This window comes from Streptomyces sp. NPDC093801 (genome assembly GCF_040701585.1).
GTDB lineage: Bacteria > Actinomycetota > Actinomycetes > Streptomycetales > Streptomycetaceae > Streptomyces.
Genome location: NZ_JBFBDP010000036.1, coordinates 57,010 through 79,813, shown reverse-complemented (window position 1 = coordinate 79,813; position 22,804 = coordinate 57,010). Strand labels below are relative to the sequence as shown.

Below are 22,804 nucleotides of genomic sequence, written 5' to 3'. Positions count from 1 at the left end.
AATCCACACCAGGCCAGAAGGCCCTCACCCATTTCAAGATCCCTCAACCGAGACCTGCATCACCCGTCCACAACCTCCCTGGACAGAACACCTAGGCCGGGGGAAGGACGACCACCTCGGAGGGGGTGAAGGCCACCGCGACCCGGTCTCCCGCGGCCGGCGCGGCGGCCAGGGCGCACTCCGCCTCCAGTACGGGGCCCGACGCGGGCCGGAGCAGCAGGGCCACGTGCGTCCCCCGGAAGGTACGGGACTCCACCACGCAGTCCAGCCCGGCCGCCCCCAGCACCACTCCGGCCGGGCGGACCAGCAGCCGCCGCTCGCCCTCGGGAGAGCCGGCCGGTACGGGGACCTTCCCCCACGGGGTCGCGGCCGCGCCCCCGGCGACGGTGGCCGGGACCACGTTCTCGAAGCCGAGGAAGCGTGCCACGAACTCCGAGGCCGGCCGCTGCCACACCTCCAGGGGGGTGCCCGCCTGGGCGATCCGGCCGTCGCGCATCACCACCACCCGGTCGGCCAGGGCGAAAGCCTCGCCCTGGTCGTGGGTGACGGCCAGCACGGTCGTGCCCAGCCGGGAGAACAGGCCCTGGAGCTCCACCACCAGCCGCTCGCGCAGCCCCCGGTCGAGCTGGCCCAGCGGCTCGTCGAGCATCAGCAGCCTCGGCGAGGGGGCCAGCGCCCGGGCCAGGGCCACGCGCTGCTGCTCACCGCCCGACAGCGAGGCCACGGCCCGGCCCTGGGCCCCCGGGAGCCCGACCAGGTCCAGCAGCCGGGCGACCCGCTCCCCCTGCTCCGCCTTCGCGGAGCCCCGGACGCGCAGGCCGAAGGCGACGTTCGCGCCGACGTCCCGGTGCGGGAAGAGCTGGTGGTCCTGGAACATCAGGCCGACGCCCCGCCGGTGCACCGGCACCCCGGCCTGGTCGGCGCCGCCGAGCAGCACCCGTCCGGCGGAGGGCGGCTGGAGCCCGGCCACCACCCGCAGCAGGGTGGACTTGCCGCTGCCGCTCGGCCCCAGCACGCAGACCGTCTCGTGCTCGGCGACCTCCAGGTCCACCGCGTCCACGACCGCGCGGTCGCCGAAGCGCACCGTCACCCCGTCGAGCCGGAGCAGGGTCATCAGAACTCTCCCGAGGTCTTGTCGGGTCGCAGCCGCTCCAGCACCAGCAGGGACACCGCGCACACCAGCATCAGAATCGTGCTCAGGGCCATGGCCTGCCCGTAGTTCATCTCGCCGGCCCGCCCCAGCAGCCGGGCCACGGCCACCGGCAGCGTCGGACGGTCCGGCCGGGCGATGAACACCGTCGCGCCGAACTCCCCCAGCGAGACCGCGAAGGCGAAGCCCGCCGCGATCAGCACCGCCCGCCGCACCAGCGGCAGGTCCACCTCGCGCCACACCCGCAGCGGCGACGCCCCGAGCACGGCCGCCGCCTCCCGCAGCCGCCCGTCGACCGCGCGCAGCACCGGCAGCATGGTCCGCACGACGAACGGCACCCCGACCAGGGCCTGGGCCAGCGGCACCAGGATCCATGAGGTGCGCAGGTCCAGCGGCGGCTCGTCCAGGGTGATCAGGAACCCGAAGCCCACCGTCACGGCGGACACCCCGAGGGGCAGCATCAGCAGCGCGTCGAAGCCCCGGACGAAGCGGCCCGCGCGCCGGGCCAGCGCCGCGGCCGCGAGACCGCCGACGGCCAGGGCGATGGCGGTGGCGGCGAGCGCGTACTCGAGGGAGTTGCCGATGGCCTCCAGCGGCGGCACCAGAAACGTTCCGCCCCCGGAGCCGCTCTCCTGGAGCGCCCGGTAGAACCCGAACCCGTACCCGCCGGGCGCGTCCAGGGACCGCTCCACCAGCACAGCGAGCGGGGCCACGATCAGCAGCGCCACCGTCAGCAGCACCCCGCCCAGCAGCCCGCGCTGCGCCCAGCCGCTCGGCGGGTGCGCGGTGCGCGAGGGGTCGACGAGACGCAGCGCCGCCTCCCGCCGGCGCACGGTCCAGGCGTGCACGCCGAGGATGACCCCGACGGCGGCGAACTGGACCAGCGTCAGCACCGCGGCCGTCGACAGGTCCAGCAGCTGCGCCGTCTGCCGGTAGACCTCGACCTCCAGCGTGGCGTACGAGGGCCCGCCCAGGATCTGCACGACGCCGAAGGAGCTGAAGGTGAACAGGAACACCATCAGCGCGGCGGCGGCCACCGACGGGGCGAGCGCGGGCAGGGTCACCCGCCGCCAGGCCGTGAACCGCCCGGCCCCCAGCACCCGGGCGGCCTCCTCCTGACGGGGGTCCAGCTGGGCCCACAGCCCGCCGACCGTCCGGACGACGACGGCGTAGTTGAAGAAGACGTGGGCGAGCAGGATCGCCCAGACGGTGGTGTCCAGCCGGACGCCCCACACCTCGTCGAGCAGACCGCCCCGTCCGACCAGTGCCAGGAAGGCCGTGCCGACGACCACGGTCGGCAGCACGAACGGGACCGTGACCAGGGCGCGCAGCAGCTGTTTGCCGGGGAAGGAGAAGCGCGCGAACACGTACGCGCCCGGGAGCGCGACGAGCAGGGTGAGCACGGTCGAGGCGAGCGCCTGCCAGGTGGTGAACCAGAGCACGCCGGCGATGTCGGGCTGGGAGAGCACCTCGCCGATCCGGCCGAACTGCCAGCCCCCGTCCGTCCTGAACCCGCGGCCGACGATCGCGGCCACGGGGTAGGCGAAGAACAGCCCGAAGAAGGCGAGCGGCACGGCCATCAGGGCCAGCCTGACGGCGGTGGCCCGCCCGCCCTCCCTCGGGGAGCCGTCGCGGACTACTTCACGACGATCGAGGACCATGCCTTGACCCACTGGTCGCGGTTCTTCGCGATGGTCTCGGGGGCGACGTTCTCCGGCTTCTCGACCACCACGCCGTGCTTGGTGAACGCCTCCGGCAGCTTGGCGTCCTTGACCACCGGGTTCACGAACATCTGGAGCGGCATGTCCTCCTGGAACTTCTTGCCGATCAGGAAGTCGATGAGGGCCTTGCCGCCCTCCTCGTTCTTCGCGCCCTTCAGCAGGCCCGCGAACTCGACCTGGCGGAAGCAGGTGCCGGTGGCCACGCCCGTGGGGGCCTCGGCCGGCTGGGGGTCGCCGTAGATGACCTCGACCGGCGGGCTGGAGGCGTACGAGACGACCAGCGGGCGGTCGCCCTTGGCCTTCTTGCCGCCGGCGGAGCCGGAGAAGCGCTCGTTGTAGGCCTGCTCCCAGCCGTCGACGACCTCGACGCCGTTGGCCTTGAGCTTGCTCCAGTAGTCCTTCCAGCCGTCCTCCCCGTACTTGCCGACGGAGGCGAGCAGGAAGCCGAGGCCGGGCGAGGAGGTCGCGGCGTTCTCGGTGACCAGCAGGTTCTTGTACTCCGGCTTGACCAGGTCGTCCAGCGTCTGCGGCGGGGCGATCTTCTTGTCGGCGAAGTAGGCCTTGTCGTAGTTGACGCAGATGTCGCCGGAGTCGACCGGGGTGACCCGGTGCTGCGGGTCGAGGACGAACTCGGGCTTGACCCCGGCCAGGCCCTTGGCCTCGTACGGGGTGAAGATCCCGTTGTCGAGGGCGCGGGAGAGGAGCGTGTTGTCGACTCCGAAGAAGACGTCGCCGCGCGGGGAGCCCTTGGTGAGGATCTCCTGGTTGAGGGCGGCGCCGGCGTCCCCGGACTTCAGCACCTTGACGGTGTAGCCGCTCTGCTGCTCGAACTCCTTGAGGACCGATTCGGTCACGTTGAAGGAGTCGTGGGAGACGAGCGTGATCGTCTTGGACTTCGGGGCTCCGCTCGCGGCGGCCCCGTCCTCGTTCTTGGCGCCGCCGCCGCACGCGGCGAGCGTGCCGACACCGAGGGCCGCGGCCAGCGCCGCACCCGCGATCTTCTTGGTGGTGCTCACGGTTCATTCCTCCTGGGTATGACCAGGAGAAGACGCGGCCCCGCCCGGGCGCTCGGATGGAGCGGGGCGCCCGGGCAGGGCGCAACAGCTTGAGGTGGTGACCGAACTTCCTACCCAGAATGACCTGGGCGAGGTTCAGAGGGTCTGCGGCCACGGTGCTCGATCTCAAAAACGTGGTGCCGCACTCTCAGCGCTGTGGCGCTCCCCTGTCGGAATATGCAGATGTACGCGGGCCAGACTACCGCTCGCTCGCCGCGAGCTGTCCGCACGCTCCGTCGATCTCCTGGCCACGGGTGTCCCGCACGGTCACGGGCACGCCGTGGCGGGCGATGGCCTCGACGAAGGCCTTCTCGTCCTCGGGGCGCGAGGCGGTCCACTTCGAGCCGGGCGTCGGGTTCAGCGGGATCAGGTTGACGTGCACGCGCTTGCCCTTGAGCAGGCGGCCGAGGAGGTCGCCGCGCCAGGCCTGGTCGTTGATGTCGCGGATCAGGGCGTACTCGATGGAGACCCGGCGGCCGGACTTCTCGGCGTACTCCCAGGCCGCGTCGAGGACCTCGCGGACCTTCCAGCGGGTGTTCACGGGGACGAGGGTGTCGCGCAGCTCGTCGTCCGGGGCGTGCAGGGAGACGGCGAGGCGGCACTTGAAGCCCTCGTCGGCGAACCGCAGCATGGCCGGGACCAGGCCGACGGTGGAGACGGTGATGCCGCGCTGCGACAGGCCCAGGCCGTCGGGCTCCGGGTCGGTGAGGCGGCGGATGGCGCCGACGACGCGGTTGTAGTTGGCGAGCGGCTCGCCCATGCCCATGAAGACGATGTTGGACAGGCGGGCCGGGCCGCCGGGGACCTCGCCGTCGCGCAGGGCGCGCATGCCGTCGACGATCTGGTGCACGATCTCGGCGGTGGACAGGTTGCGGTCGAGGCCGGCCTGGCCGGTGGCGCAGAACGGGCAGTTCATCCCGCAGCCGGCCTGCGAGGAGATGCACATGGTGACCCGGTCGGGGTAGCGCATCAGGACGGACTCCACGAGGGTGCCGTCGTGCAGCTTCCACAGGGTCTTGCGGGTGGTGTCGTCGTCGCAGCTGATGTGCCGGATGACGTTCATCAGCTCGGGCAGCAGCTCCTGCTGGAGCTTGTCGCGCGAGGCCGCCGGGATGTCGGTCCACTCCGCCGGGTCGTGGGCGTAGCGGGCGAAGTAGTGCTGGGAGAGCTGCTTGGCCCGGAACGGCTTCTCGCCGATCGCGGCCACCGCCTCGCGGCGCTCGGCCGGGGTCATGTCGGCGAGGTGCCGGGGCGGCTTCTTGGCCCCTCGCGGGGCGACGAAGGTGAGCTCACCCGGAGCGGGACGGGGGGCCATGCGGTACTCCTCGGTACGACGGGGTGGGGGTCACCCCGCGCATGCAGGGCCGGTCCGCGGCGTCTGGGCCGCCGGACGGAAAGGGCGCGCCGCGTGGAACACGGCGCGCCCTCCAGGATAACCCGGCCCGGACCCGTCAGCCGGTGCCGACGAAGGCGGCCAGCAGCAGCCAGACGACCGGGGCCGTCGGCAGCAGGGAGTCGAGGCGGTCCATGATGCCCCCGTGGCCCGGGAGCAGCGTGCCCATGTCCTTGATGCCCAGGTCGCGCTTGATCATCGACTCGCCGAGGTCGCCCAGGGTCGCGCTGACGGCGACGGCCAGGCCCAGCAGCAGGCCCTGCCACCAGGAGCCCCCGTCGATCAGGAACTCCATGCACAGCGCGCCGGCCGCCATCGCGAAGGCCACCGCTCCGAGGAGTCCCTCGCGGGTCTTCCCGGGGCTGATCCGCGGCGCGAGCTTGTGCTTGCCGAAGCGCCAGCCGACGGCGTACGCCCCGGTGTCGCTGACGACGGTCAGCAGCAGGAAGGTCACCACCCGCTGCGGGCCGTCCTCGGCCGTGAGGAGCATCGCGACGAAGGTCGCCAGGAAGGGCACGTAGAACGCCGCGAAGACGCCCGCGGTGACGTCCTTGAGGTAGTCCTCGGGCGGTTCCGTCATCCGCCAGACGAGCACCGCCAGCGCGGTCAGCGCCATGGCGACCCAGGCGCCCTCGGCCCCGCGGACGTAGCCGGCGATGACCATCGCCGCGCCGCCGACCGCGAGCGGGACCAGCGGCGCCTTGATGCCCTTCTTCTCCTGAAGGCGGGAGGTGAGCTCCCACAGGCCGACGACGACCGCGACGACGATCACGCCGACGAAGACGGCCTTGACGATGAACAGCGAAGCGAAGATCACCGCGCCGAGGCCGACGCCGACCCCTATGGCGGCACGCAGATCCCGCCCGGCGCGCTTCTTCTGCGGCGGGGGCGAGGCGTCCTGCGGTGCCTGGGAAGGCGGTGGCGGGGGGCTGGGCATGGGCTCCTGCAACGGCATCTCGGTACGGAGCGGGGGGCCGCCGGCGAAGGCGGCCCCCCGATCGCGTGCTTCCCGGTCGTCGAACGCACGGCCGGCGGCATCGGGCACGATGGGCATGGGCGCAGTCTGCGGGCCCACCAGCGCATCGTATGCGGGACCCGCCGGTACCGGCTCAGCGGCCCAGGGAGAGTCGTTCATCAGACCTCGAGGAGCTCGGCTTCCTTGTGCTTGAGCAGCTCGTCCACCTGCGCGACGTACTTCGCGGTGGTGTCGTCGAGCTCCTTCTCGGCGCGGCGCACCTCGTCCTCGCCGGCCTCCTTGTCCTTGACCAGCTTGTCGAGGGCGTCCTTGGCCTTGCGGCGCACGGCGCGGATGGAGACGCGGGAGTCCTCGGCCTTGTTCTTGGCGACCTTGATGTACTCCTTGCGGCGGTCCTGCGTCAGCTCGGGGAAGGTCACCCGGATGATGTTGCCGTCGTTGCTGGGGTTGACGCCCAGGTCGGAGTCGCGGATCGCCTGCTCGATGTTGCGCAGGGCGCTCTTGTCGAAGGGGGTGACGACGGCCATGCGCGGCTCGGGCACCGAGAAGGAGGCGAGCTGGTTGATGGGCGTGATGGCGCCGTAGTAGTCCGCCACGATCTTGTTGAACATCGCCGGGTGCGCACGGCCCGTGCGAATCGCGGCGAAGTCCTCCTTGGCGACGACGACGGCCTTCTCCATCTTCTCCTCGGCTTCGAGGAGGATTTCTTCGATCACCACGTGCTCCTGCATGTCTTGAATGGATGGTTCGGGCGGGCGGGGCGGTACGGGCCGCCCGGACCGGGCCCGTGGAGGGCCCGGTGCGACGGGCTCAGGCCCGGGTGCCCTGGTCGCTCACGAGCGTGCCGATCTTCTCACCCTTGACGGCACGGGCGATATTGCCTTCGGCGAGCAGCTCGAAGACGAGGATCGGCAGCTGGTTGTCGCGGCACAGCGTGATGGCCGTGGCGTCGGCGACCTTGAGGTCCCGGGACAGCACCTCGTTGTACTCCAGCGCGTCGAACTTCACCGCGTCCGGGTTGGTCTTCGGGTCGGAGTCGTAGACCCCGTCGACGCCGTTCTTGCCCATGAGCAGGGCCTCGGCGTCGATCTCCAGGGCGCGCTGGGCGGCCGTGGTGTCGGTGGAGAAGTACGGCATGCCCATACCGGCGCCGAAGATGACGACGCGGCCCTTCTCCAGGTGCCGGACGGCGCGCAGCGGGATGTACGGCTCCGCGACCTGGCCCATGGTGATGGCGGTCTGGACGCGGCTGTCGATGCCCTCCTTCTCCAGGAAGTCCTGGAGGGCGAGGCAGTTCATGACGGTGCCGAGCATGCCCATGTAGTCGGACCGGGCCCGGTCCATGCCGCGCTGCTGAAGCTCCGCGCCGCGGAAGAAGTTGCCGCCGCCGATGACGACCGCGATCTCGGCGCCGTCTCGGACCACGGCCGCGATCTCGCGGGCGATGGCGTGCACGACGTCAGGGTCGACACCCAGCCCGCCGCCGCCGGAGAAGGCTTCGCCGGACAGCTTCAGCATGAAGCGGCGACCCTTCTTCTCGTGGTCGCTCTTGTCGTGGGATGCGGTGTGGGGGTCCACGCCCTGGTTCATGGAGATCTCCTCGTGCACATACGAAGAAGGCCATTGCCGGTGGGTCCTCTCGGTTCCCTCTGCGGCAATGGCCTCCTCGTCAGATCTGCGGTCGTCCGGCGCAAGCGCGGACGACTGCCTCAGACCCTATCGGGGTCCGGTGTCCGTCGCGTACGGACGGACTCAGATGCCGACCTTGATGCGGGCGAAGCGCTTCAGGGTGACACCGGCCTCGTCCAGAACCTTCTGGACGGACTTCTTGTTGTCCAGCGCGTACGGCTGGCCGAGCAGCGTGGCGTCCTTGAAGAAGCCGTTCACGCGACCCTCGACGATCTTGGCGATCGCGGCCTCGGGCTTGCCCTCGGCGCGGGTGGTCTCCTCGGCGACGCGGCGCTCGGACTCGACGATCTCGGCCGGGACGTCCTCGGCGGTGAGGTACTTCGGCGCGAAGGCGGCGATGTGCTGGGCGATGCCCTTGGCCAGGTCGGCGTCGGCCTTGTCCAGCTCGACCAGGACACCGATCTGCGGGGGCAGGTCGGGCATGGTGCGGTGCATGTAGGAGGCCACGAAGGCACCCTCGTACGCCGCGAAGCGGTCCAGGACGATCTTCTCGCCGAGGTTGGCGTTGGCCTCGTCCACGAACGCCTGGACGGTCTTGCCGGCCTCGATCTCGGACGCGAGCAGCGCCTCGATGTCGGCGGGCTTGGTGGCGGCCACGTGGGCGGCGAGCTGGTCGGCGACGGCCAGGAACTTCGGGCTCTTGGCCACGAAGTCGGTCTCGCACTTGAGCTCGACGAGCACACCGGAGGTGGCGTCGCCGGAGATCAGGGAGGTGACGGCACCGTTCTCGGCAGAACGGCCCTCGCGCTTGGCGACGCCCTTCAGGCCCTTGACGCGCAGGATCTCGTTGGCCTTGGTGACGTCGCCGTCGGCCTCGACGAGCGCGTTCTTGCAGTCCAGCATGCCGGCGCCGGTGAGCTCGCGGAGCTTCTTGACGTCAGCGGCGGTGTAGTTCGCCATGAGTCTGTGATTCTCTCTCGAAGTCGTAGATCTACGGGTGAACGGCGGAGGAGCGCGCTCGTGGCGCGGCTCCCCCGCCGTCATCGTCCGTGCTGCGAGTGCCCGGCGGATGAACGCCGGGCGCTCTCAGTGGGTCAGGCCTGCTCGGCGGCCGGAGCCTCGGCAGCCGGGGCCTCGGCCGCGGGGGCCTCGGCGTCAGCCTTCTTCTCGCCCTCGAGGAGGTCGCGCTCCCACTCGGCGAGCGGCTCGGCGGCGGCCTTCTCGCCCGGCTTCGAGTCACCGGTCGCGGCACCGGAGCGGGCGATGAGGCCCTCGGCGACGGCGTCGGCGATCACGCGGGTGAGCAGGGTGACGGAGCGGATGGCGTCGTCGTTGCCCGGGATCTTGTAGTCGACCTCGTCGGGGTCGCAGTTGGTGTCGAGGATCGCGACGACCGGGATGTGCAGCTTGCGCGCCTCACCGACGGCGATGTGCTCCTTCTTGGTGTCGACGATCCAGACGGCGCTGGGAACCTTCGACATCTCGCGGATACCACCGAGGGTCTTCTCCAGCTTGGCCTTCTCGCGGGAGAGGACCAGGAGCTCCTTCTTGGTGAGACCCGAGGCCGCGACGTCCTCGAAGTCGATCGCCTCGAGCTCCTTCAGACGCTGAAGGCGCTTGTAGACGGTGGAGAAGTTGGTGAGCATGCCACCCAGCCAGCGCTGGTTGACGTACGGCATGCCGACGCGGGTCGCCTGCTCGGCGATGGCCTCCTGCGCCTGCTTCTTCGTACCGACGAACATGATGGAACCGCCGTGCGCGACGGTCTCCTTCACGAACTCGTAGGCGCGGTCGATGTACGACAGCGACTGGAGCAGGTCGATGATGTAGATGCCGTTGCGCTCGGTGAAGATGAAGCGCTTCATCTTCGGGTTCCAGCGACGGGTCTGGTGACCGAAGTGGACGCCGCTCTCCAGCAGCTCCCGCATCGTTACGACGGCCATGGCCATCTCCTTGGTTTCTCGGTTTTTGGTTCCTGACGCCCCGCCGCGCCCTGCCCCTGGAGGGACCGAGAGACGCTTTCATCCGACCGGAACCGGTCGGCGCTGGGGCGTGCGAAGTCGACCCGGTGACCCGGATCGCCACAAGAAGTGTACGGGACCCGGCGGTATGCCGGGTGACGCCCTTGTCCACACCCTTTCGCCCGTCCACAGGCGCGGGCGGGCCGGGGCGCCCGCGCGGGAAGCTGGGCGCATGACGACGACACTGCTGCTCAGCCTGCTGTTCGCCCTGTCCCGGGCCCTGGTGCCGGGTCCCGCCGCCGCCCCCGCCGAGGGTGCCTCGACCGCCCTCACCGCGGTCCGGCCGCTGCCGGCGCCGCTCGCCGTGGCCCGGTGGTGGGACCCGCCCCCGACCCCCTACGCGGCGGGGCACCGCGGGGTGGACCTGTCGGCACCGGCGGGGGCGGAGGTACGGGCCGTCGCGCCGGGGCGGGTCCACTACGCGGGGCGGATCGCGGGGAGGGGCGTGCTGTCGCTCACCCTCCCGGGCGGGCTGCGGACCACGTACGAGCCGGTGCGGCCGCTGGTCGCGGAAGGGGAGGCGGTCACGGCGGGCCAGGTGGTGGCGGTGCTGACGGAGGGCGCCCACTGCCCGGGGCCCTGCCTGCACTGGGGCCTCCTGGCGGCCGAGGACGCCTACCGCGACCCGCTGGCGCTGCTCCCGGCGCCCACGCCCCGGCTGCTGCCGTCCGCCCCGGACCCGGACCGGCCGGGCTGAGCCCGTCCCCCGCGGATCAGAACGGGCCGCTGATGCCGTGCAGGGCCATGCCGACGGCGGTGGCGGTGATCACGGCCGGGTCCTCGGCGGCGCCGAGCTCGATCCGGCGGGCCGCCGCGTCCACGACCCCCTGGAGCAGCATCGCGGCCAGCCGGGGCTCCGGCTGCCCGAGGGACTCCAGCGCCTCGACGATCATCGCGACCAGGCCGCCGTGCGCGGCGCGGATCTTCTCCCGCGCGCCCGCGTCCAGCTCGCCGGCGGAGATGGCCACCACCGCACGGTGGCGGCGGTCGCCCACCAGGTCCAGCTGGCTGCGCACGTACGCCTCGATCTTGGCGGCGGGGGTCGGCGCGGCCGCCATCGCCGCCTCGATCTCGGCGGCCCAGACGGGGAAGTCCACCGCGCACAGCTCTTCGACGACGGCCGCGCGCGACTTGAAGTACTCGTACACGGAGGACCGGGCGAGGCCCGTCCGCTCCGCGAGGGCGGGGAAGGTCAGGGCCTCGGTCCCGCCTTCCGACAGCAGGGAGCGCGCCGCGTCCAACAGGGCGCCGCGCTGCATCGACCGGTGCTCGGCCACGGAGGCCGCTCGAATCCTGGGCACGTCACCACTGTACGGAGCGTGCGCAAGCTCCACCGGCCGCTCCGGCGGGGGGCGGGTCAGCGGCCGACGTCCGCGAGTTTGGCGCGCAGCTGGAGCACGGACTTGGTGTGGATCTGGCTGACCCGGCTCTCGGTCACACCCAGGACGTGGCCGATCTCGGCGAGGGTGAGGCCCTCGTAGTAGTACAGGGTCACGACCGTCTTCTCCCGCTCCGGGAGGGTGTTGACGGCCCGGGCGAGGAGCCGGCGCAGCTCCCGGTCCTCGGCCACCTCCACCGGGTCGTCGGCGGCGGTGTCCTCCAGGGTGTCCATCAGGGACAGGCGGTCGCCGCCCTCGCCGCCGACGTGCAGCAGCTCCTCCAGGGCGACCACGTTGGCCAGGGACAACTGGCTGAAGACGGTGTGGAGTTCCTCGACCCCGATGCCCATCTCCCCCGCGACCTCGCCCTCGGTCGGGGTGCGCCGCAGCTGCGCCTCCAGGGTGGCGTAGGCGCGCTCCACGGCGCGGGCCTTCTGGCGGACGGAGCGCGGGATCCAGTCCAGCGCCCGCAGCTCGTCGATCATCGCGCCGCGGATCCGGGTGATCGCGTACGTCTCGAACTTGATGGACCGGTCGATGTCGAACTTCTCGATCGCGTCGATCAGCCCGAAGACCCCCGAGGAGACGAAGTCGGCCTGCTCCACGTTGGGCGGGAGGCCGACGCTGACCCGGCCCGCCACGTACTTGACCAGCGGCGAGTAGTGCAGGATCAGCTGCTCCCGCAGCCGCTCGTCACCGGAGTCCTTGTATGAGCGCCAGAGCAGCTCCAGGGACGAGGGCTCGGCGGACCGCACGCTGCCACGGGCAGCGGGTGGCACCGAAGCGCGGTCGGACCCTGAGGTGTGCTGGGGCATGCTTCGCCTTTGCCGGAGCGGGATTCCTTGGGAGCGTAGCGTGACGGAAGTGTCGCGGTGCGCGAAGAGTACGGGATGGCGCAGGGCCGCAGGGGCGCCCGGACCCGCGCGGGCGGCCCGGTACCGGCGCCTCGCGCACGGCCCGGGCGGCCGCCTCGGGGAAGACCGCGTCTCTCATCGCCTTCACTCTTTCACCGGAACGCCCCAGGTCAACGACCGCCTCGCCGGGCGGCTCCGGATTCCCCCTCCCCCTCGGGCCGGCGACGGGTCAACCGCCAGGCGTCGCCCTGCCGTTCGACGAACCCCAGAGAGTGAAGTTCGTACAGTCTGCCGATGACTTCATCGGTACCGGTGCCCGCGGCGAGGGAGAGCTCGTCCACGTCGGCGGGCCGGCCGGCGGGGAGCGCTTCGAGCACCCGCGCGGCCCCCGGGTCCAGGAGATCGCGGGGGAGGACGGGCCCGCGCCGGACGGGCGCCAGCTCGCCCATGGCGCCGACCAGCTCGACGACCTCGGCGGCGTCGGTGACCAGGAACGCCTCGCCCCTCAGCAGCTCGTGCACCCCGGCGGAGAGGCCGCTGGTGGCGGGCCCGGGGACCCCCATGGTGAGGCGGCCCAGCTGCTGGGCCCGGCGGGCGGTCACGAGGGAGCCGCTGCGCTGCGCGGCCTCCACGACCACCGTGCCCCGGGTGAGGGCGGCGATGACCCGGTTGCGCAGGACGAACCGGCTGGGCGTGGGATGGCTGCCGGGCGGGAGTTCGCCCAGCACCAGTCCCTGGCGGGTGATCCGGCCGAGCAGCCCGGCGTGGCCGCGCGGGTAGGCCGTGTCCACTCCGCAGGCCAGGACCGCGGCCGTGGCGCCGCCGGAGGCGAGGGCCCCGCGGTGGGCGGCGCCGTCGATCCCGTACGCCGCCCCGGAGACCACCACCCAGCCCCGCTCGGCGAGCCCGGCGGCCAGGGTCTGCGCCATGTGGGCCCCGTACGGGGTGCAGGCGCGGGCGCCGACCACGGCGACGGAGCGCAGGGCCCAGGTCCGCAGGTTCGGCCGGCCCCGCAGCCAGAGCCCCACGGGCCGGGCGTCGCCGAGGTCGTCGAGCTGGGTCGGCCACTCCGCCGCTCCCGGGCAGACGAACCGGACGCCCTCCGCGGCCGCCCGCTCCAGGTCCTGCCCGGGATCCGCCAGCGCCGCCCGCCGGCGGTACCCGGCGAGCCGCTCGGGGCCCACCCCCGTCAGCGGGCCGGGCTCCGCGCCGGCGGTCCCGGTCAGGAGCCCCATCAGCGCGACGGGGCCGAACTCCCGCAGCCAGCGCCCGCCGTGCTCGTCCCCGGGCTCCAGGACCCGGGTGAGCGCCGCCCGGGCCAGGAACTCCGGATCCGCCCGGCCGGCGGCGCTCACGACCCCGCCCCCAGGACCTGCGCCGCCCCGCGGGCGATCCCGGTGCGCAGTTCCAGCGCGACGGCCGCGTCCAGCGCCTCGGGGCGGTCGCGGCCGCGCAGATCGGCGACGGTCCAGGCGACCCGCAGCACCCGGTCCAGCCCCCGGGCCGTGAGCAGCCCGCGCTCCATCTCCCGCTCGGCCTGCCCCAGGGCTCCGGGGCCGGCCGGCCACCGGGTGCGCAGCTCGTGCCCGGGGACCTCGGCGTTGAGCCGCCAGGGGGTGCCCTCGTACCGGGCGGCGGCCCGCTCCCGGGCCTCCCGCACCCGGTCGGCGACGGCCCGCGTGGTCTCTCCCCGGCCGCCCCGGCCGAGCAGGTCGGAGCGGGTGACCGGTTCCACCTCCACCCTCAGGTCGACCCGGTCGAGCAGCGGGCCCGACAGCCGGGCCTGGTAGCGCCGGATCACCGGGGAGGGGCATTCGCACCCGGGCCCGGTCAGGGTGTGCCGTCCGCAGGGACAGGGGTTGGCCGCGAGGACCATCAGGAAGCGGGCGGGCAGCCGTACCACCCCGGCGGCCCTGGCGATGACCACGTGCCCGGCTTCCAGGGGCTGGCGCAGGGCGTCCAGCACCTTCCCGCTGAACTCCGCGGCCTCGTCCAGGAAGAGCACGCCTTTGTGAGCCAGGGAGACCGCCCCGGGCCTGGGGATCCCGGCCCCGCCGCCCACCAGTGACTGCATGGTCGCCGAGTGGTGCGGCGCGCAGTACGGGGGCCGGGAGACCAGCGGTTCGCCGGGCGGGAGGATTCCCGCGACCGAGTGGACGGCCGTCACCTCCAGGGAGTCCTGTCGGGTGAGCGGCGGCAGGATCCAGGGCAGCCGCTCGGCGAGCATGGTCTTGCCTGCGCCCGGGGGACCGTTGAGGAAGAGGTGGTGTCCCCCGGAGGCGGCCACCTCCAGGGCCCGGCGGGCACCGTGCTGCCCGGCGACGTCGGCGAGGTCGGGGACGTCCGGGGCCTGCGCCCCGCCCCGGGCCAGGCCCGTGCCGAGTCCGGCGCCCGGCAGGAGCAGCCCGGCGAGCATCGGGTCCGGGCGGCCCTCCCCGTCCGGCGGGTCCTCCTCGGGGACCGGTGCGTCGGTCAGGACGGCGATCAGCTGCCGCAGGCTGCGCACGCCCAGCACCGCCACCTCCGGGACCAGGGAGGCCTCGGCGGCGCACTGCTGCGGCACCACCACCTGCCGGTACCCCGCCCCGGCGGCGGCGAGCACGGCCGGCAGGATCCCGCGGACCGGGCGCACCCGGCCGTCCAGTCCCAGCTCCCCGATGAGCACCAGGTCGGCGATCGCCCCGGGGTCGACGACCTCGGCGGCCCCCAGGACGGCCGCCGCGACGGCCAGGTCGAAATGGGCGCCGGATTTCGGCACGGAGGCCGGGCTGAGTCCGACCGTGAGCTTCTTCTGCGGCCAGGGGGCGCCGGAGTTCACCACCGCCGCCCGTACCCGGTCCCGGCTCTCGATCAGGGTCTTGTCGGGCAGGCCCACCAGGGTGAAGGCCGCCACCCCCGGCTCCAGGTCCGCCTGGACCTCCACCACGACGCCCTCGACGCCCACCAGGGCCACCGAGCAGGCCCGCGCGAACCCCATCACGCCACCCCCCGGACGTGCTCGACGACGGGCGCGCCGCGCCGGGGCAGCAGGACCCCGACCAGGTCGATGCGCACCCCGCCCGGGGGCGGTCCCCCGTGGTCGGCGAGCCAGCGCCCGGCCAGCCAGCGCAGCCGGTCGGCCTTCCCGGCCCGGACCGCGGCCATGGGGTGCTCGAAGTCCCCCGTGCGCCGCGTCTTGACCTCGCACACGACGAGGGCGTCCCCGTCCCGCGCGACGATGTCGATCTCCCCGCCCCGGCACCGCCAGTTCCGGGCGATCACCGTCATCCCCGACTCGGTGAGCCGCCGTACGGCGAGCTCCTCGCCGTACCGGCCCAACGCCTGCCGTGCCACACCCTTCGCGTCCATCCGGCACCACCTCCGGCACCGACGATCCCGCGGACCGGCCCATCGAGTGGATCTTGGTGGACAACCCTGGCGCTGTGGACGGCCGGCTCACCCGTGCGGGTGAGCCGGGGAGCCCGGCGGCGGGCCCGGGGGGAGCCCGGCCGGCTCAGCCGCCCGGGAGTTCGAGGTCGCTCTTGTTGAGCTCCTCGATGTTCACGTCCTTGAAGGTCAGCACCCGCACCTGCTTGACGAAGCGGGCGGGCCGGTACATGTCCCAGACCCAGGCATCGGCCATCGTGACCTCGAAGAACACCTCCCCCTGGACCGAGTGCACCTGCATCTCGTAGTCGTTGGTGAGGTAGAAACGGCGTTCGGTCTCGATCACGTACTTGAACAGCCCGACGACGTCGCGGTACTCCCGATAGAGCTTCAGCTCCATCTCGGTCTCGTACTTCTCGAGGTCCTCGGCGCTCATGGCATGTTCCCCTTCAGCCGTGCGTCCCCCTATTGTGCGCCAGCGCCGTGCGCCCCTAAACGATTTCCGGGGGCAGGACCACCGGAGCGTCCGGGGGACCGTCGTCGAGCAGCGTCCTCAGCAGCCCTGCGAGCTTGGTCGGGTACACCGTCTCACGGGCCGCGAGCAGTTCCTCGGAGGTCCACCATCTCGCCCCCGTGACGCTGCGCCGCTCCAGCGGGGTCAGCCCGTCCAGCGCGGTCGCGGTCTGCGAGGTCCGGGCCAGGAAGTACCACTCGTCCTGCTCCCAGCGCAGGCCGTCGAAGGGGAAGGAGCAGTAGCGGTGCCACAGCACCGGCCCCAGCTCCACCTCGGTGATCCCCGTCTCCTCCGCGAGTTCCCGCAGCGCGGCCTGTTCGCGGGTCTCGTCGCCCTCCAGCCCGCCGCCCGGGGTGAACCACCAGTGGTCGGCGGGGTCGTCCGGTTCGAAGCCGTGCAGCAGCAGGATCCGGTCCTCCGGGTCCAGCAGGACCACCCGGGACACCTTCCGGGGCCGCCGCGCGCCCGGCTCCCGGGCCCGCTCAGCGTCCACCGGAGCGCCCCCGAGCCCGTCCGCGTCCCAGGACCCGGGCGACCGGCCCGTATGCGGCCCCCAGCACCACCAGGGCCGCTCCGCCCAGCACCGCGGCCACCTGGAGCCGCAGCGGTCCGGGCTGCGAGATCCCGCCGGGAAGGGCCGCGAACACCCGGGGGCGCTCCAGCATCCCCGAGTTCGGCCAGGCCAGCGCGTCGACGCGGGCGACGACCGCCGAGCGGGGGACCGTGCCCTGGCCGGCGTCCTGGAGGTGCGCCCGCGAGTCGAGGGAGCCGGAGCGCCGGTCGCCCATGAGGAAGAGGTTGCCCTCGGGCACGGTCACCTCGAAGGAGGTCGTCCCCGCGGCCAGCGCGTCGCGCCCGGCCTGGTCCACGTAGGGCTCCTCGAGCGGCTTTCCGTTCACGGTCAGCCTCCCGCCCTGGCCGCAGCAGGAGACGGTGTCGCCGCCGACGGCCACGACGCGCTTGACCATGGGCGAGTCGCTCCACTGGGCGTCCTTGAAGACGACCACGTCGCCGCGGCGCACCTCGCCGCCGCCGATCCGCTGCGCCAGCACGCGGTCACCCGGCTGCACGGTGGGGACCATGGAGTTCGTCGGCACCGTGTAGGGCTGGTACACCAGCGCCCCCCAGACGAAGCCGCCGAGGAAGAGCGCGAAGCCGATGGCCACGGCGATGCCCGACAATGTGTTGCCGAGGCCGCCGCGGCCATCTCTCGCGCTCGCGCGTATTGCCTGCGTTCCGCCCATTGGTGCGCCCCCATACCCGGAGATGGCCGCCACCCGGCGGTGTCCGGCCTGGGCGGCACCCTACCGGGCGGTACGCCCCTTGGTCAGCCTCCGCCGGCGCCACAGGACGAGGGGCACGGCGCCCACGAGGCCCAGGGCGGCCGAGTTGACGTCGGCCACGCCGACGCCGGCGGCCTGCGGCGAGTGCAGGGGCGCGGGGAGCTGCTTGTCGATGCCCTTCTGGTCGAAGGTGTCCGGGACCGGCAGCGTGGCCCAGCGGGTGACCGGCCAGGCGACGACCACGGCCCGTCCGACGACGTCGCTGACCGGCACGAAGCCCTGGGTGGAGTCCTGCATGTGGTAGCGGGAGTCCTGGGAGTTCTGGCGGTGGTCGCCCATCACCCAGATCTTGCCCTTGGGCACGGTGATCGGCCCGAACGGCGCGTCGTCACAGGGGGTGTTGCCGGGGTAGATGTACGGCTCGTCCAGCGCCTTGCCGTTGACGACGACCGGGCCGCCCCGCTTGCACTCCACGGTGTCCCCGCCGATGGCGATGGTCCGCTTGATCAGGTCCTTCTCCTCGGCGGACGGCATCAGGCCGATCCAGCTGAGGACCTTCTGCACGACGTTGGGCTCGGGGGTGGGCTCCCCCTCCAGCCAGTGCGCCGGGTCGTGGAACACGACGACCTCGCCGCGCTCGGGCTCCGAGCCGAACCACGGGGTCAGCTTGTCCACGAGCACCCGGTCACCGCGCTGCAGGGTGTTCTGCATCGAGTCGGACGGGATCGAGAACGCCTGGACCAGGAAGGTCTTGATCAGCAGGGCCAGCACCAGGGCGATGCCGATGAGGAGCGGGAGCTCCTTCCAGAAGGAGCGGTGCTGCTTCGCCTCCGCACCCGCCTCGTCGGTCTCGTGCGTGACGGCATCGTCCGGCCGCTCCTCGCCCTCATCGCGTCCGGATCGAGCGCCTACCGCCACATCCCCCACATCCACTCCTCACTCGGAAACCACCGCCCGCACCGGAACAGGAGCGGGCCCTCCCCTCCCTTAACGAGCGGGAGTTCCCTAAGGCGCGGGAGACCGGGAACACACTATGCGAACGCGGTGCCCCGACGGCGTCCGCCGGGCCGCCGGCGCCGCCCGGCGCGGACGGGATCCGGAACGTCGAGGAAGGTCGCGGGCTGCTCCAGCCGGCGCCAGTGGTCGAACGGCCAGGCGATCACCACGGCCTGTCCCACCACGCCCTTCTCGTCGATGGTGCCGTCGAACGCCTCGTCGAGGTGGTAGCGGGAATCGGCCGAGTTGGCGCGGTGGTCGCCCATCACGAAGAGCCGCCCGGCGGGTACGTGCACCTCGAAGGGGATGTCGGAGGGGGAGTTCCCGGGTGACACGTAAGGCTCATCGAGCGGCCTGCCGTTGACGGTCACCCGTCCCCGGTTGTCGCAGCACGCCACGGTGTCGCCGCCGATGCCGATGACCCGCTTGATCAGATCCTGCTCGTCGGCCGAGGGCAGCAGGCCGATGAAGGTCAGGGTCTGCTTGATCTGCTTCAGGCCCGCCGGGTCCTGGGCCGGCCGGGCCGCCTCGCCCTTGAGCCAGCCTCCGGGGTCCTTGAAGACGACGACGTCCCCCCGCTCGACCTTGGAGCCGAACCAGGGGGTCAGCTTGTCCACCAGCACCCGGTCGCCGATCCGGATCGTCTGCTCCATCGAACCGGACGGGATGAAGAACGCCTGGACGAGGAAGGTCTTGAGGACCAGGGCTATGCACAGGGCCACCGCCACCAGCAGCGGCAGTTCGCCCACCCGCCGGGTGCGCCGACGCCTGCGCACCTTGCGCGCCATCCGGCGCCGCTGGGCCCGCCCCCCGCCCTCCGCCGGATCCGCCGGCGGCTCGGCCCCGGCCGGGGAACCGGCCCCGGGACCGGGGTCGGCCTGGGCACCCGGCCGTGCACCGGACCGGGAACCCGACTGCGGCCGCGCCCCCGCCCCGGTCCCGCGCGCGGGCCCCGGCTCCGGGCGCTGCTCCCGCTCCCGGCCGCCCCGCGGCCGCCCCCGGCTACCCATGCGGGCCCCCGGCCGCGGCCGCCGCGGACAGTCCGTCCCAGCGGGACGGCGGCCAGCCGATCCAGTCGGCCCGCCCGATCACCTTCTCCACCGGCACCATCCCCCCGCCCGGCTCCCCCAGGTGGTCCCGCGAGTCCCGGGACTGGGAGCGGTGGTCGCCCATGACCCACAGGGTCCCCAGCGGGACGACGATCCGGAAGGGCACGCTCGAGGGGGTGTCCCCGGGATACAGGTACGGCTCGTCCACGGCGACCCCGTTGACCCGGATCCGGCCGCCCGCGTCACAGCACACCACGTCATCCCCTCCGACGCCCACGACCCGCTTCACGAAGTCGGTGTCCGAGGGCTCCGCCAGCCCCAGCGCCGAAGCGACGCCGTGCACGGCGTCGCCGACCGGGTTGCCGCGGGCGGGCTCCCGTACGAAGGACCCGGTGCCGTCGAAGACCACCACGTCCCCCCGTTTCGGCGTCGAGCCGAAACGGTACGCCAGCTTGTTCACCAGGAGCCGGTCGCCGACCCGCAGGGTCGGCTCCATGGACCGGCTGGGGATCAGGAAGGGCTGGACCACGAAATTGCTGACCAGCAGCAGGAAGACCGTGCAGACCACGCCCAGCACCCCGGCCCGCCGCCAGGGGCCGGAGGCGCCGCGCGTCCTGGAAAACGCGAAGCGCGACCGCCCCTCCCCCTGCTCGGGGGAGGAGTGGCCGCGCTGTGTGAGCTCTGCTTCGGTGTCCATCGGGGGCGAGCCTATCCGGCCGTCCCCGGGACCCGGAGAGGAGATCAGCGGTCGCGCTTCTCCTTGATCTTCGCGGCCTTGCCGCGGAGCTCACGGAGGAAGTACAGCTTGGCGCGACGCACGTCACCGCGGGTGACGAGCTCGATCTTCTCGAAGATCGGGGAGTGGACCGGGAAGGTACGCTCCACGCCGACGCTGAAGGAGACCTTGCGGACCGTGAAGGTCTCCGAGACGCCGGAGCCCTGGCGGCGGATGACAACACCCTTGAACTGCTGGATACGGGAGCGGTTGCCCTCGATCACGCGGACGTGCACGTTGATCGTGTCACCCGGGCGGAAGGCCGGGACGTCCGTACGCAGGGAGGCGGCGTTGACGCCATCGAGCAGGTGAGACATGAGTTCGTCTGCTTTCTTCGCACGACGCCACAGGTCGCCGGTGCGGGTTTCCGTAGAGAATTCGAGAGCCGTGTCACCCGGCGGACGACGATCCCCCTGTGGCAGGGGCGTACGCGAGCACACAGCAGCCGCCTATTCTTCCACGGCCTCCGGCCTGCGCCAAAATCGGCCGTCTCCGGACGGTTTCCAGCCCAGGATGCTCAGGATCTCCCGGTCCTTCTTGTCGAAGGCGGAGGCCTCGCAGCGCTCGATCAGGTCGGGGCGGTTCTGCGCGGTGCGGCGGAAGGCCTCGTCCCGGCGCCAGCGGGCGATCTTCCCGTGGTGGCCGCTGAGCAGCACCTCGGGGATCTCCCGCCCGCGCCACTGCGGGGGCTTGGTGTAGACGGGGCCCTCCAGCAGGTTGGCCATCTCGCCGGGGGCGAAGGAGTCGTCGCGGTGCGATTCGGCGTTGCCCAGCACCCCGGGCAGCAGCCGGGCGACCGCCTCCGTGACGACCAGGACGGCCGCCTCGCCGCCCGCCAGGACGTAGTCGCCGATGGAGACCTCGTACACCGGCATGCGCGTGGCGTACTCGTCGATGACGCGGCGGTCGATGCCCTCGTACCGGGCCGGGGTGAAGATCAGCCACGGGCGCTCGGAGAGCTCGACGGCCAGTTCCTGGGTGAAGGGCCGGCCGCTGGGGGTGGGCACGACCACGACCGGGCCGTGGGCGCCGGACTCGTAGCCGTCCGCCAGGGCCGCGTCCAGGGCCTCGCCCCACGGCTCGGTCTTCATCACCATGCCGGGGCCGCCGCCGTACGGGGTGTCGTCGACCGTGTTGTGCCGGTCGTACGTCCAGTCCCGCAGGTCGTGCACGTGGACGTCGAGCTGCCCGCGGGCCCGCGCCTTGCCGACGAGGGAGACGTTCAGGGGCTCCAGGTACTCCGGGAAGATCGTGACGACGTCGAGCCGCATCAGGCGTCGTCCCCGGGCTTCGCGGCCTCGGCGGCCTCCGCGTCACGGGCGGAGGCGATCTCGGCGCGGTCGTCGATCAGCCCCGGCGGCGGGGTGATGACGCAGCGCTGCTCCTCCAGGTCGATCTCGGCGACGATCTCCTCGACGAAGGGGATCATCACCTCGGATCCGTCCGGGCGCTCGACGATGAACAGGTCCTGCGAGGGGAGGTGGGAGATCTCGGTGATCCGGCCGATCTCGGTGCCGTCCTCCAGCACCACGTCCAGGTCCATCAGCTGGTGGTCGTAGTACTCGTCCTCCTCCTCCGGCAGCTCCGCGGGGTCCACGTCCGCGATGAGGAGGGTGTTGCGCAGCGCCTCGGCGGCGGTGCGGTCCTTGACCCCCGCGAAGCGCAGCAGGAGCCGGCCGCTGTGCACCCGGCCCGCCTCGATGGTCAGCGGGCCCGCCGACGCCGGGTCGGTGCGGAGCACGGCACCGGGGCTGAGCCGCAGCTCGGGCTCGTCCGTGCGCACCTCGACGGTGATCTCACCCTTGATGCCGTGGGCGCGGCCGATCCGCGCGACTACCAGCTCCACTGTGTTTGTGCCTCTCCTGTTCAGACGACGACGGGCCGGGGCGGGCACGTGTGCCCTCCCCGGCCCGTGCCGGTGATTCAACTGCTCAGCGGACCTGGTCCACGTCGACGAGGTCGACGCGGATCCCCCGCCCGCCGATGGCGCCCACGACGGTACGCAGCGCACGTGCGGTGCGGCCGTTGCGGCCGATCACCTTCCCGAGGTCCTCGGGGTGCACCCGGACCTCGAGCACCTGCCCGCGGCGCAGGTTGCGCGAGGCGACCTGCACGTCGTCGGGGTTGTCCACAATGCCCTTTACGAGGTGCTCAAGAGCCTCCTCGAGCATGATCAGGCCTCGGTCGACTCGGCGGCGGCGTCAGCCTCGTCCGCCTTCTTGTCGGCCTTCTTCTTCTGCGTGATGGCCTCGCCCTTGGCCTCGCCGATGCCCTCGAGGGCCTTGGCGAACTCGTCGAAGGAGCGACGCTTGTCTTCCTTCGTCGCCGGCTGCAGCAGCGGCGCGGGGGCCGGGAGGCCCTTGTGCGCCTGCCAGTCACCGGTGAGCTTCAGAATGGCGAGAACGGCGTCGGTGGGCTGGGCGCCCACGGACAGCCAGTACTGCGCGCGCTCGGCGTTGACCTCGATGCGCGAGGGGTTGTACGTCGGCTGGTAGATGCCGATCTCCTCGATCGCGCGGCCGTCCCGGCGGGTGCGGGCGTCGGCGACGACGATGCGGTAGTGCGGGGAGCGGATCTTACCGAGGCGCTTGAGCTTGATCTTGACTGCCACTGGAGTGGTGTCTCCTGAACTTGACGTGGTTG

Annotated in this window: 25 protein-coding genes, 1 pseudogene and 1 riboswitch; of the genes and pseudogenes, 1 reads left to right on the top strand and 25 read right to left on the bottom strand. The window is 72.4% G+C overall.

Annotation, left to right across the window (positions count from 1 at the left end; genetic code table 11):
• Positions 1-91 precede the first annotated feature (91 nt).
• From AB0469_RS33260 to rpsB, 9 genes are all read right to left on the bottom strand, one after another.
• Positions 92-1,114 (bottom strand): ABC transporter ATP-binding protein, encoded by a 1,023-nt coding sequence (locus AB0469_RS33260; protein ID WP_366455190.1) that lies wholly within the window; start codon positions 1,112-1,114, stop codon positions 92-94.
• Positions 1,114-2,730 (bottom strand): iron ABC transporter permease, encoded by a 1,617-nt coding sequence (locus tag AB0469_RS33255; RefSeq protein WP_366455194.1) that lies wholly within the window; start codon positions 2,728-2,730, stop codon positions 1,114-1,116. Before AB0469_RS33255 ends, AB0469_RS33260 begins: the two co-directional genes overlap by 1 nt.
• A 56-nt stretch (positions 2,731-2,786) precedes the next feature.
• On the bottom strand, positions 2,787-3,887 hold the full coding sequence (locus AB0469_RS33250) for a thiamine ABC transporter substrate-binding protein (RefSeq protein WP_366455189.1): 1,101 nt from the start codon (positions 3,885-3,887) through the stop codon (positions 2,787-2,789).
• 89 nt (positions 3,888-3,976) lie between these two features.
• Positions 3,977-4,105, bottom strand: a riboswitch (TPP riboswitch).
• Between the two features lie 20 nt (positions 4,106-4,125).
• A complete protein-coding gene (gene rlmN, locus AB0469_RS33245) occupies positions 4,126-5,241 on the bottom strand; it encodes a 23S rRNA (adenine(2503)-C(2))-methyltransferase RlmN (protein ID WP_366455188.1) in 1,116 nt (371 codons plus the stop codon).
• Between the two features lie 136 nt (positions 5,242-5,377).
• On the bottom strand, positions 5,378-6,454 hold the full coding sequence (locus tag AB0469_RS33240) for a phosphatidate cytidylyltransferase (RefSeq protein WP_366455187.1): 1,077 nt from the start codon (positions 6,452-6,454) through the stop codon (positions 5,378-5,380).
• Positions 6,454-7,011 (bottom strand): ribosome recycling factor, encoded by a 558-nt coding sequence (frr, locus tag AB0469_RS33235; protein ID WP_042813431.1) that lies wholly within the window; start codon positions 7,009-7,011, stop codon positions 6,454-6,456. Before frr ends, AB0469_RS33240 begins: the two co-directional genes overlap by 1 nt.
• A gap of 94 nt (positions 7,012-7,105) precedes the next feature.
• Positions 7,106-7,885: a UMP kinase gene (gene pyrH, locus AB0469_RS33230; RefSeq protein WP_042813440.1), complete on the bottom strand. Its 780-nt coding sequence runs from the start codon at positions 7,883-7,885 to the stop codon at positions 7,106-7,108.
• Positions 7,886-8,047: 162 nt separating this feature from the next.
• Positions 8,048-8,884 carry a translation elongation factor Ts gene (tsf, locus tag AB0469_RS33225; RefSeq protein ID WP_365156616.1) on the bottom strand — a complete coding sequence of 279 codons (837 nt, stop codon included), beginning with the start codon at positions 8,882-8,884 and terminating at the stop codon, positions 8,048-8,050.
• A gap of 134 nt (positions 8,885-9,018) precedes the next feature.
• On the bottom strand, positions 9,019-9,867 hold the full coding sequence (rpsB, locus tag AB0469_RS33220) for a 30S ribosomal protein S2 (RefSeq protein WP_366455186.1): 849 nt from the start codon (positions 9,865-9,867) through the stop codon (positions 9,019-9,021).
• Positions 9,868-10,117: 250 nt separating this feature from the next.
• On the opposite strand from rpsB, the gene AB0469_RS33215 reads away from it, so the two are divergent.
• On the top strand, positions 10,118-10,642 hold the full coding sequence (locus AB0469_RS33215; RefSeq protein WP_366455185.1) for a M23 family metallopeptidase: 525 nt from the start codon (positions 10,118-10,120) through the stop codon (positions 10,640-10,642).
• A gap of 16 nt (positions 10,643-10,658) precedes the next feature.
• Here AB0469_RS33215 and AB0469_RS33210 read toward each other — a convergent pair whose 3' ends face one another.
• The 16 genes and pseudogenes from AB0469_RS33210 to rpsP all read right to left on the bottom strand — a co-directional run bounded on the left by AB0469_RS33210 (position 10,659) and on the right by rpsP (position 22,772).
• Positions 10,659-11,222, bottom strand: a complete 564-nt coding sequence (locus AB0469_RS33210; protein ID WP_366455193.1) for a helix-turn-helix domain-containing protein — start codon at positions 11,220-11,222, stop codon at positions 10,659-10,661.
• An 80-nt stretch (positions 11,223-11,302) separates the two neighbouring features.
• Complete coding sequence (whiG, locus tag AB0469_RS33205) at positions 11,303-12,139, bottom strand: RNA polymerase sigma factor WhiG (protein WP_366455184.1); 837 nt, start codon at positions 12,137-12,139, stop codon at positions 11,303-11,305.
• A gap of 209 nt (positions 12,140-12,348) precedes the next feature.
• Entirely contained in the window at positions 12,349-13,533 is a 1,185-nt protein-coding gene (gene dprA, locus AB0469_RS33200; protein ID WP_366455183.1) for a DNA-processing protein DprA, read from the bottom strand.
• Positions 13,530-15,155, bottom strand: coding sequence for a YifB family Mg chelatase-like AAA ATPase (locus AB0469_RS33195; protein WP_366455182.1), 1,626 nt, complete (start codon positions 15,153-15,155; stop codon positions 13,530-13,532). Before AB0469_RS33195 ends, dprA begins: the two co-directional genes overlap by 4 nt.
• Positions 15,155-15,526, bottom strand: a complete 372-nt coding sequence (locus AB0469_RS33190) for a YraN family protein (RefSeq protein ID WP_366455181.1) — start codon at positions 15,524-15,526, stop codon at positions 15,155-15,157. The genes AB0469_RS33195 and AB0469_RS33190 overlap by 1 nt, the downstream gene beginning before the upstream one ends.
• A 145-nt stretch (positions 15,527-15,671) precedes the next feature.
• The gene (locus AB0469_RS33185) at positions 15,672-15,980 is read right to left on the bottom strand and encodes a DUF2469 domain-containing protein (RefSeq protein WP_014675276.1); all 309 of its coding nucleotides are present in this window, start codon (positions 15,978-15,980) and stop codon (positions 15,672-15,674) included.
• 55 nt (positions 15,981-16,035) lie between these two features.
• Positions 16,036-16,551, bottom strand: a complete 516-nt coding sequence (locus AB0469_RS33180; RefSeq protein ID WP_366455180.1) for an NUDIX hydrolase — start codon at positions 16,549-16,551, stop codon at positions 16,036-16,038.
• Complete coding sequence (gene lepB, locus AB0469_RS33175; protein WP_366455179.1) at positions 16,541-17,302, bottom strand: signal peptidase I; 762 nt, start codon at positions 17,300-17,302, stop codon at positions 16,541-16,543. Before lepB (AB0469_RS33175) ends, AB0469_RS33180 begins: the two co-directional genes overlap by 11 nt.
• Before the next feature lie 60 nt (positions 17,303-17,362).
• Entirely contained in the window at positions 17,363-18,259 is an 897-nt protein-coding gene (gene lepB / locus AB0469_RS33170) for a signal peptidase I (RefSeq protein ID WP_366455178.1), read from the bottom strand.
• A pseudogene (gene lepB / locus AB0469_RS33165) lies at positions 18,231-19,347 on the bottom strand (signal peptidase I); the annotation flags it as partial. The pseudogene lepB (AB0469_RS33165) and the gene lepB (AB0469_RS33170), both read right to left, overlap by 29 nt.
• A complete protein-coding gene (gene lepB, locus AB0469_RS33160; RefSeq protein WP_366455177.1) occupies positions 19,340-20,083 on the bottom strand; it encodes a signal peptidase I in 744 nt (247 codons plus the stop codon). The pseudogene lepB (AB0469_RS33165) and the gene lepB (AB0469_RS33160), both read right to left, overlap by 8 nt.
• Positions 20,084-20,127: 44 nt before the next feature.
• Positions 20,128-20,478 carry a 50S ribosomal protein L19 gene (gene rplS, locus AB0469_RS33155; protein WP_030227407.1) on the bottom strand — a complete coding sequence of 117 codons (351 nt, stop codon included), beginning with the start codon at positions 20,476-20,478 and terminating at the stop codon, positions 20,128-20,130.
• Between the two features lie 132 nt (positions 20,479-20,610).
• Positions 20,611-21,432, bottom strand: coding sequence for a tRNA (guanosine(37)-N1)-methyltransferase TrmD (trmD, locus tag AB0469_RS33150; RefSeq protein WP_366455176.1), 822 nt, complete (start codon positions 21,430-21,432; stop codon positions 20,611-20,613).
• Complete coding sequence (rimM, locus tag AB0469_RS33145; protein ID WP_366455175.1) at positions 21,432-22,007, bottom strand: ribosome maturation factor RimM; 576 nt, start codon at positions 22,005-22,007, stop codon at positions 21,432-21,434. Before rimM ends, trmD begins: the two co-directional genes overlap by 1 nt.
• Positions 22,008-22,092: 85 nt before the next feature.
• Positions 22,093-22,332 carry an RNA-binding protein gene (locus AB0469_RS33140; protein ID WP_042810017.1) on the bottom strand — a complete coding sequence of 80 codons (240 nt, stop codon included), beginning with the start codon at positions 22,330-22,332 and terminating at the stop codon, positions 22,093-22,095.
• A 2-nt stretch (positions 22,333-22,334) separates the two neighbouring features.
• On the bottom strand, positions 22,335-22,772 hold the full coding sequence (gene rpsP, locus AB0469_RS33135) for a 30S ribosomal protein S16 (protein ID WP_042810018.1): 438 nt from the start codon (positions 22,770-22,772) through the stop codon (positions 22,335-22,337).
• Between the last annotated feature and the right edge of the window lie 32 nt (positions 22,773-22,804).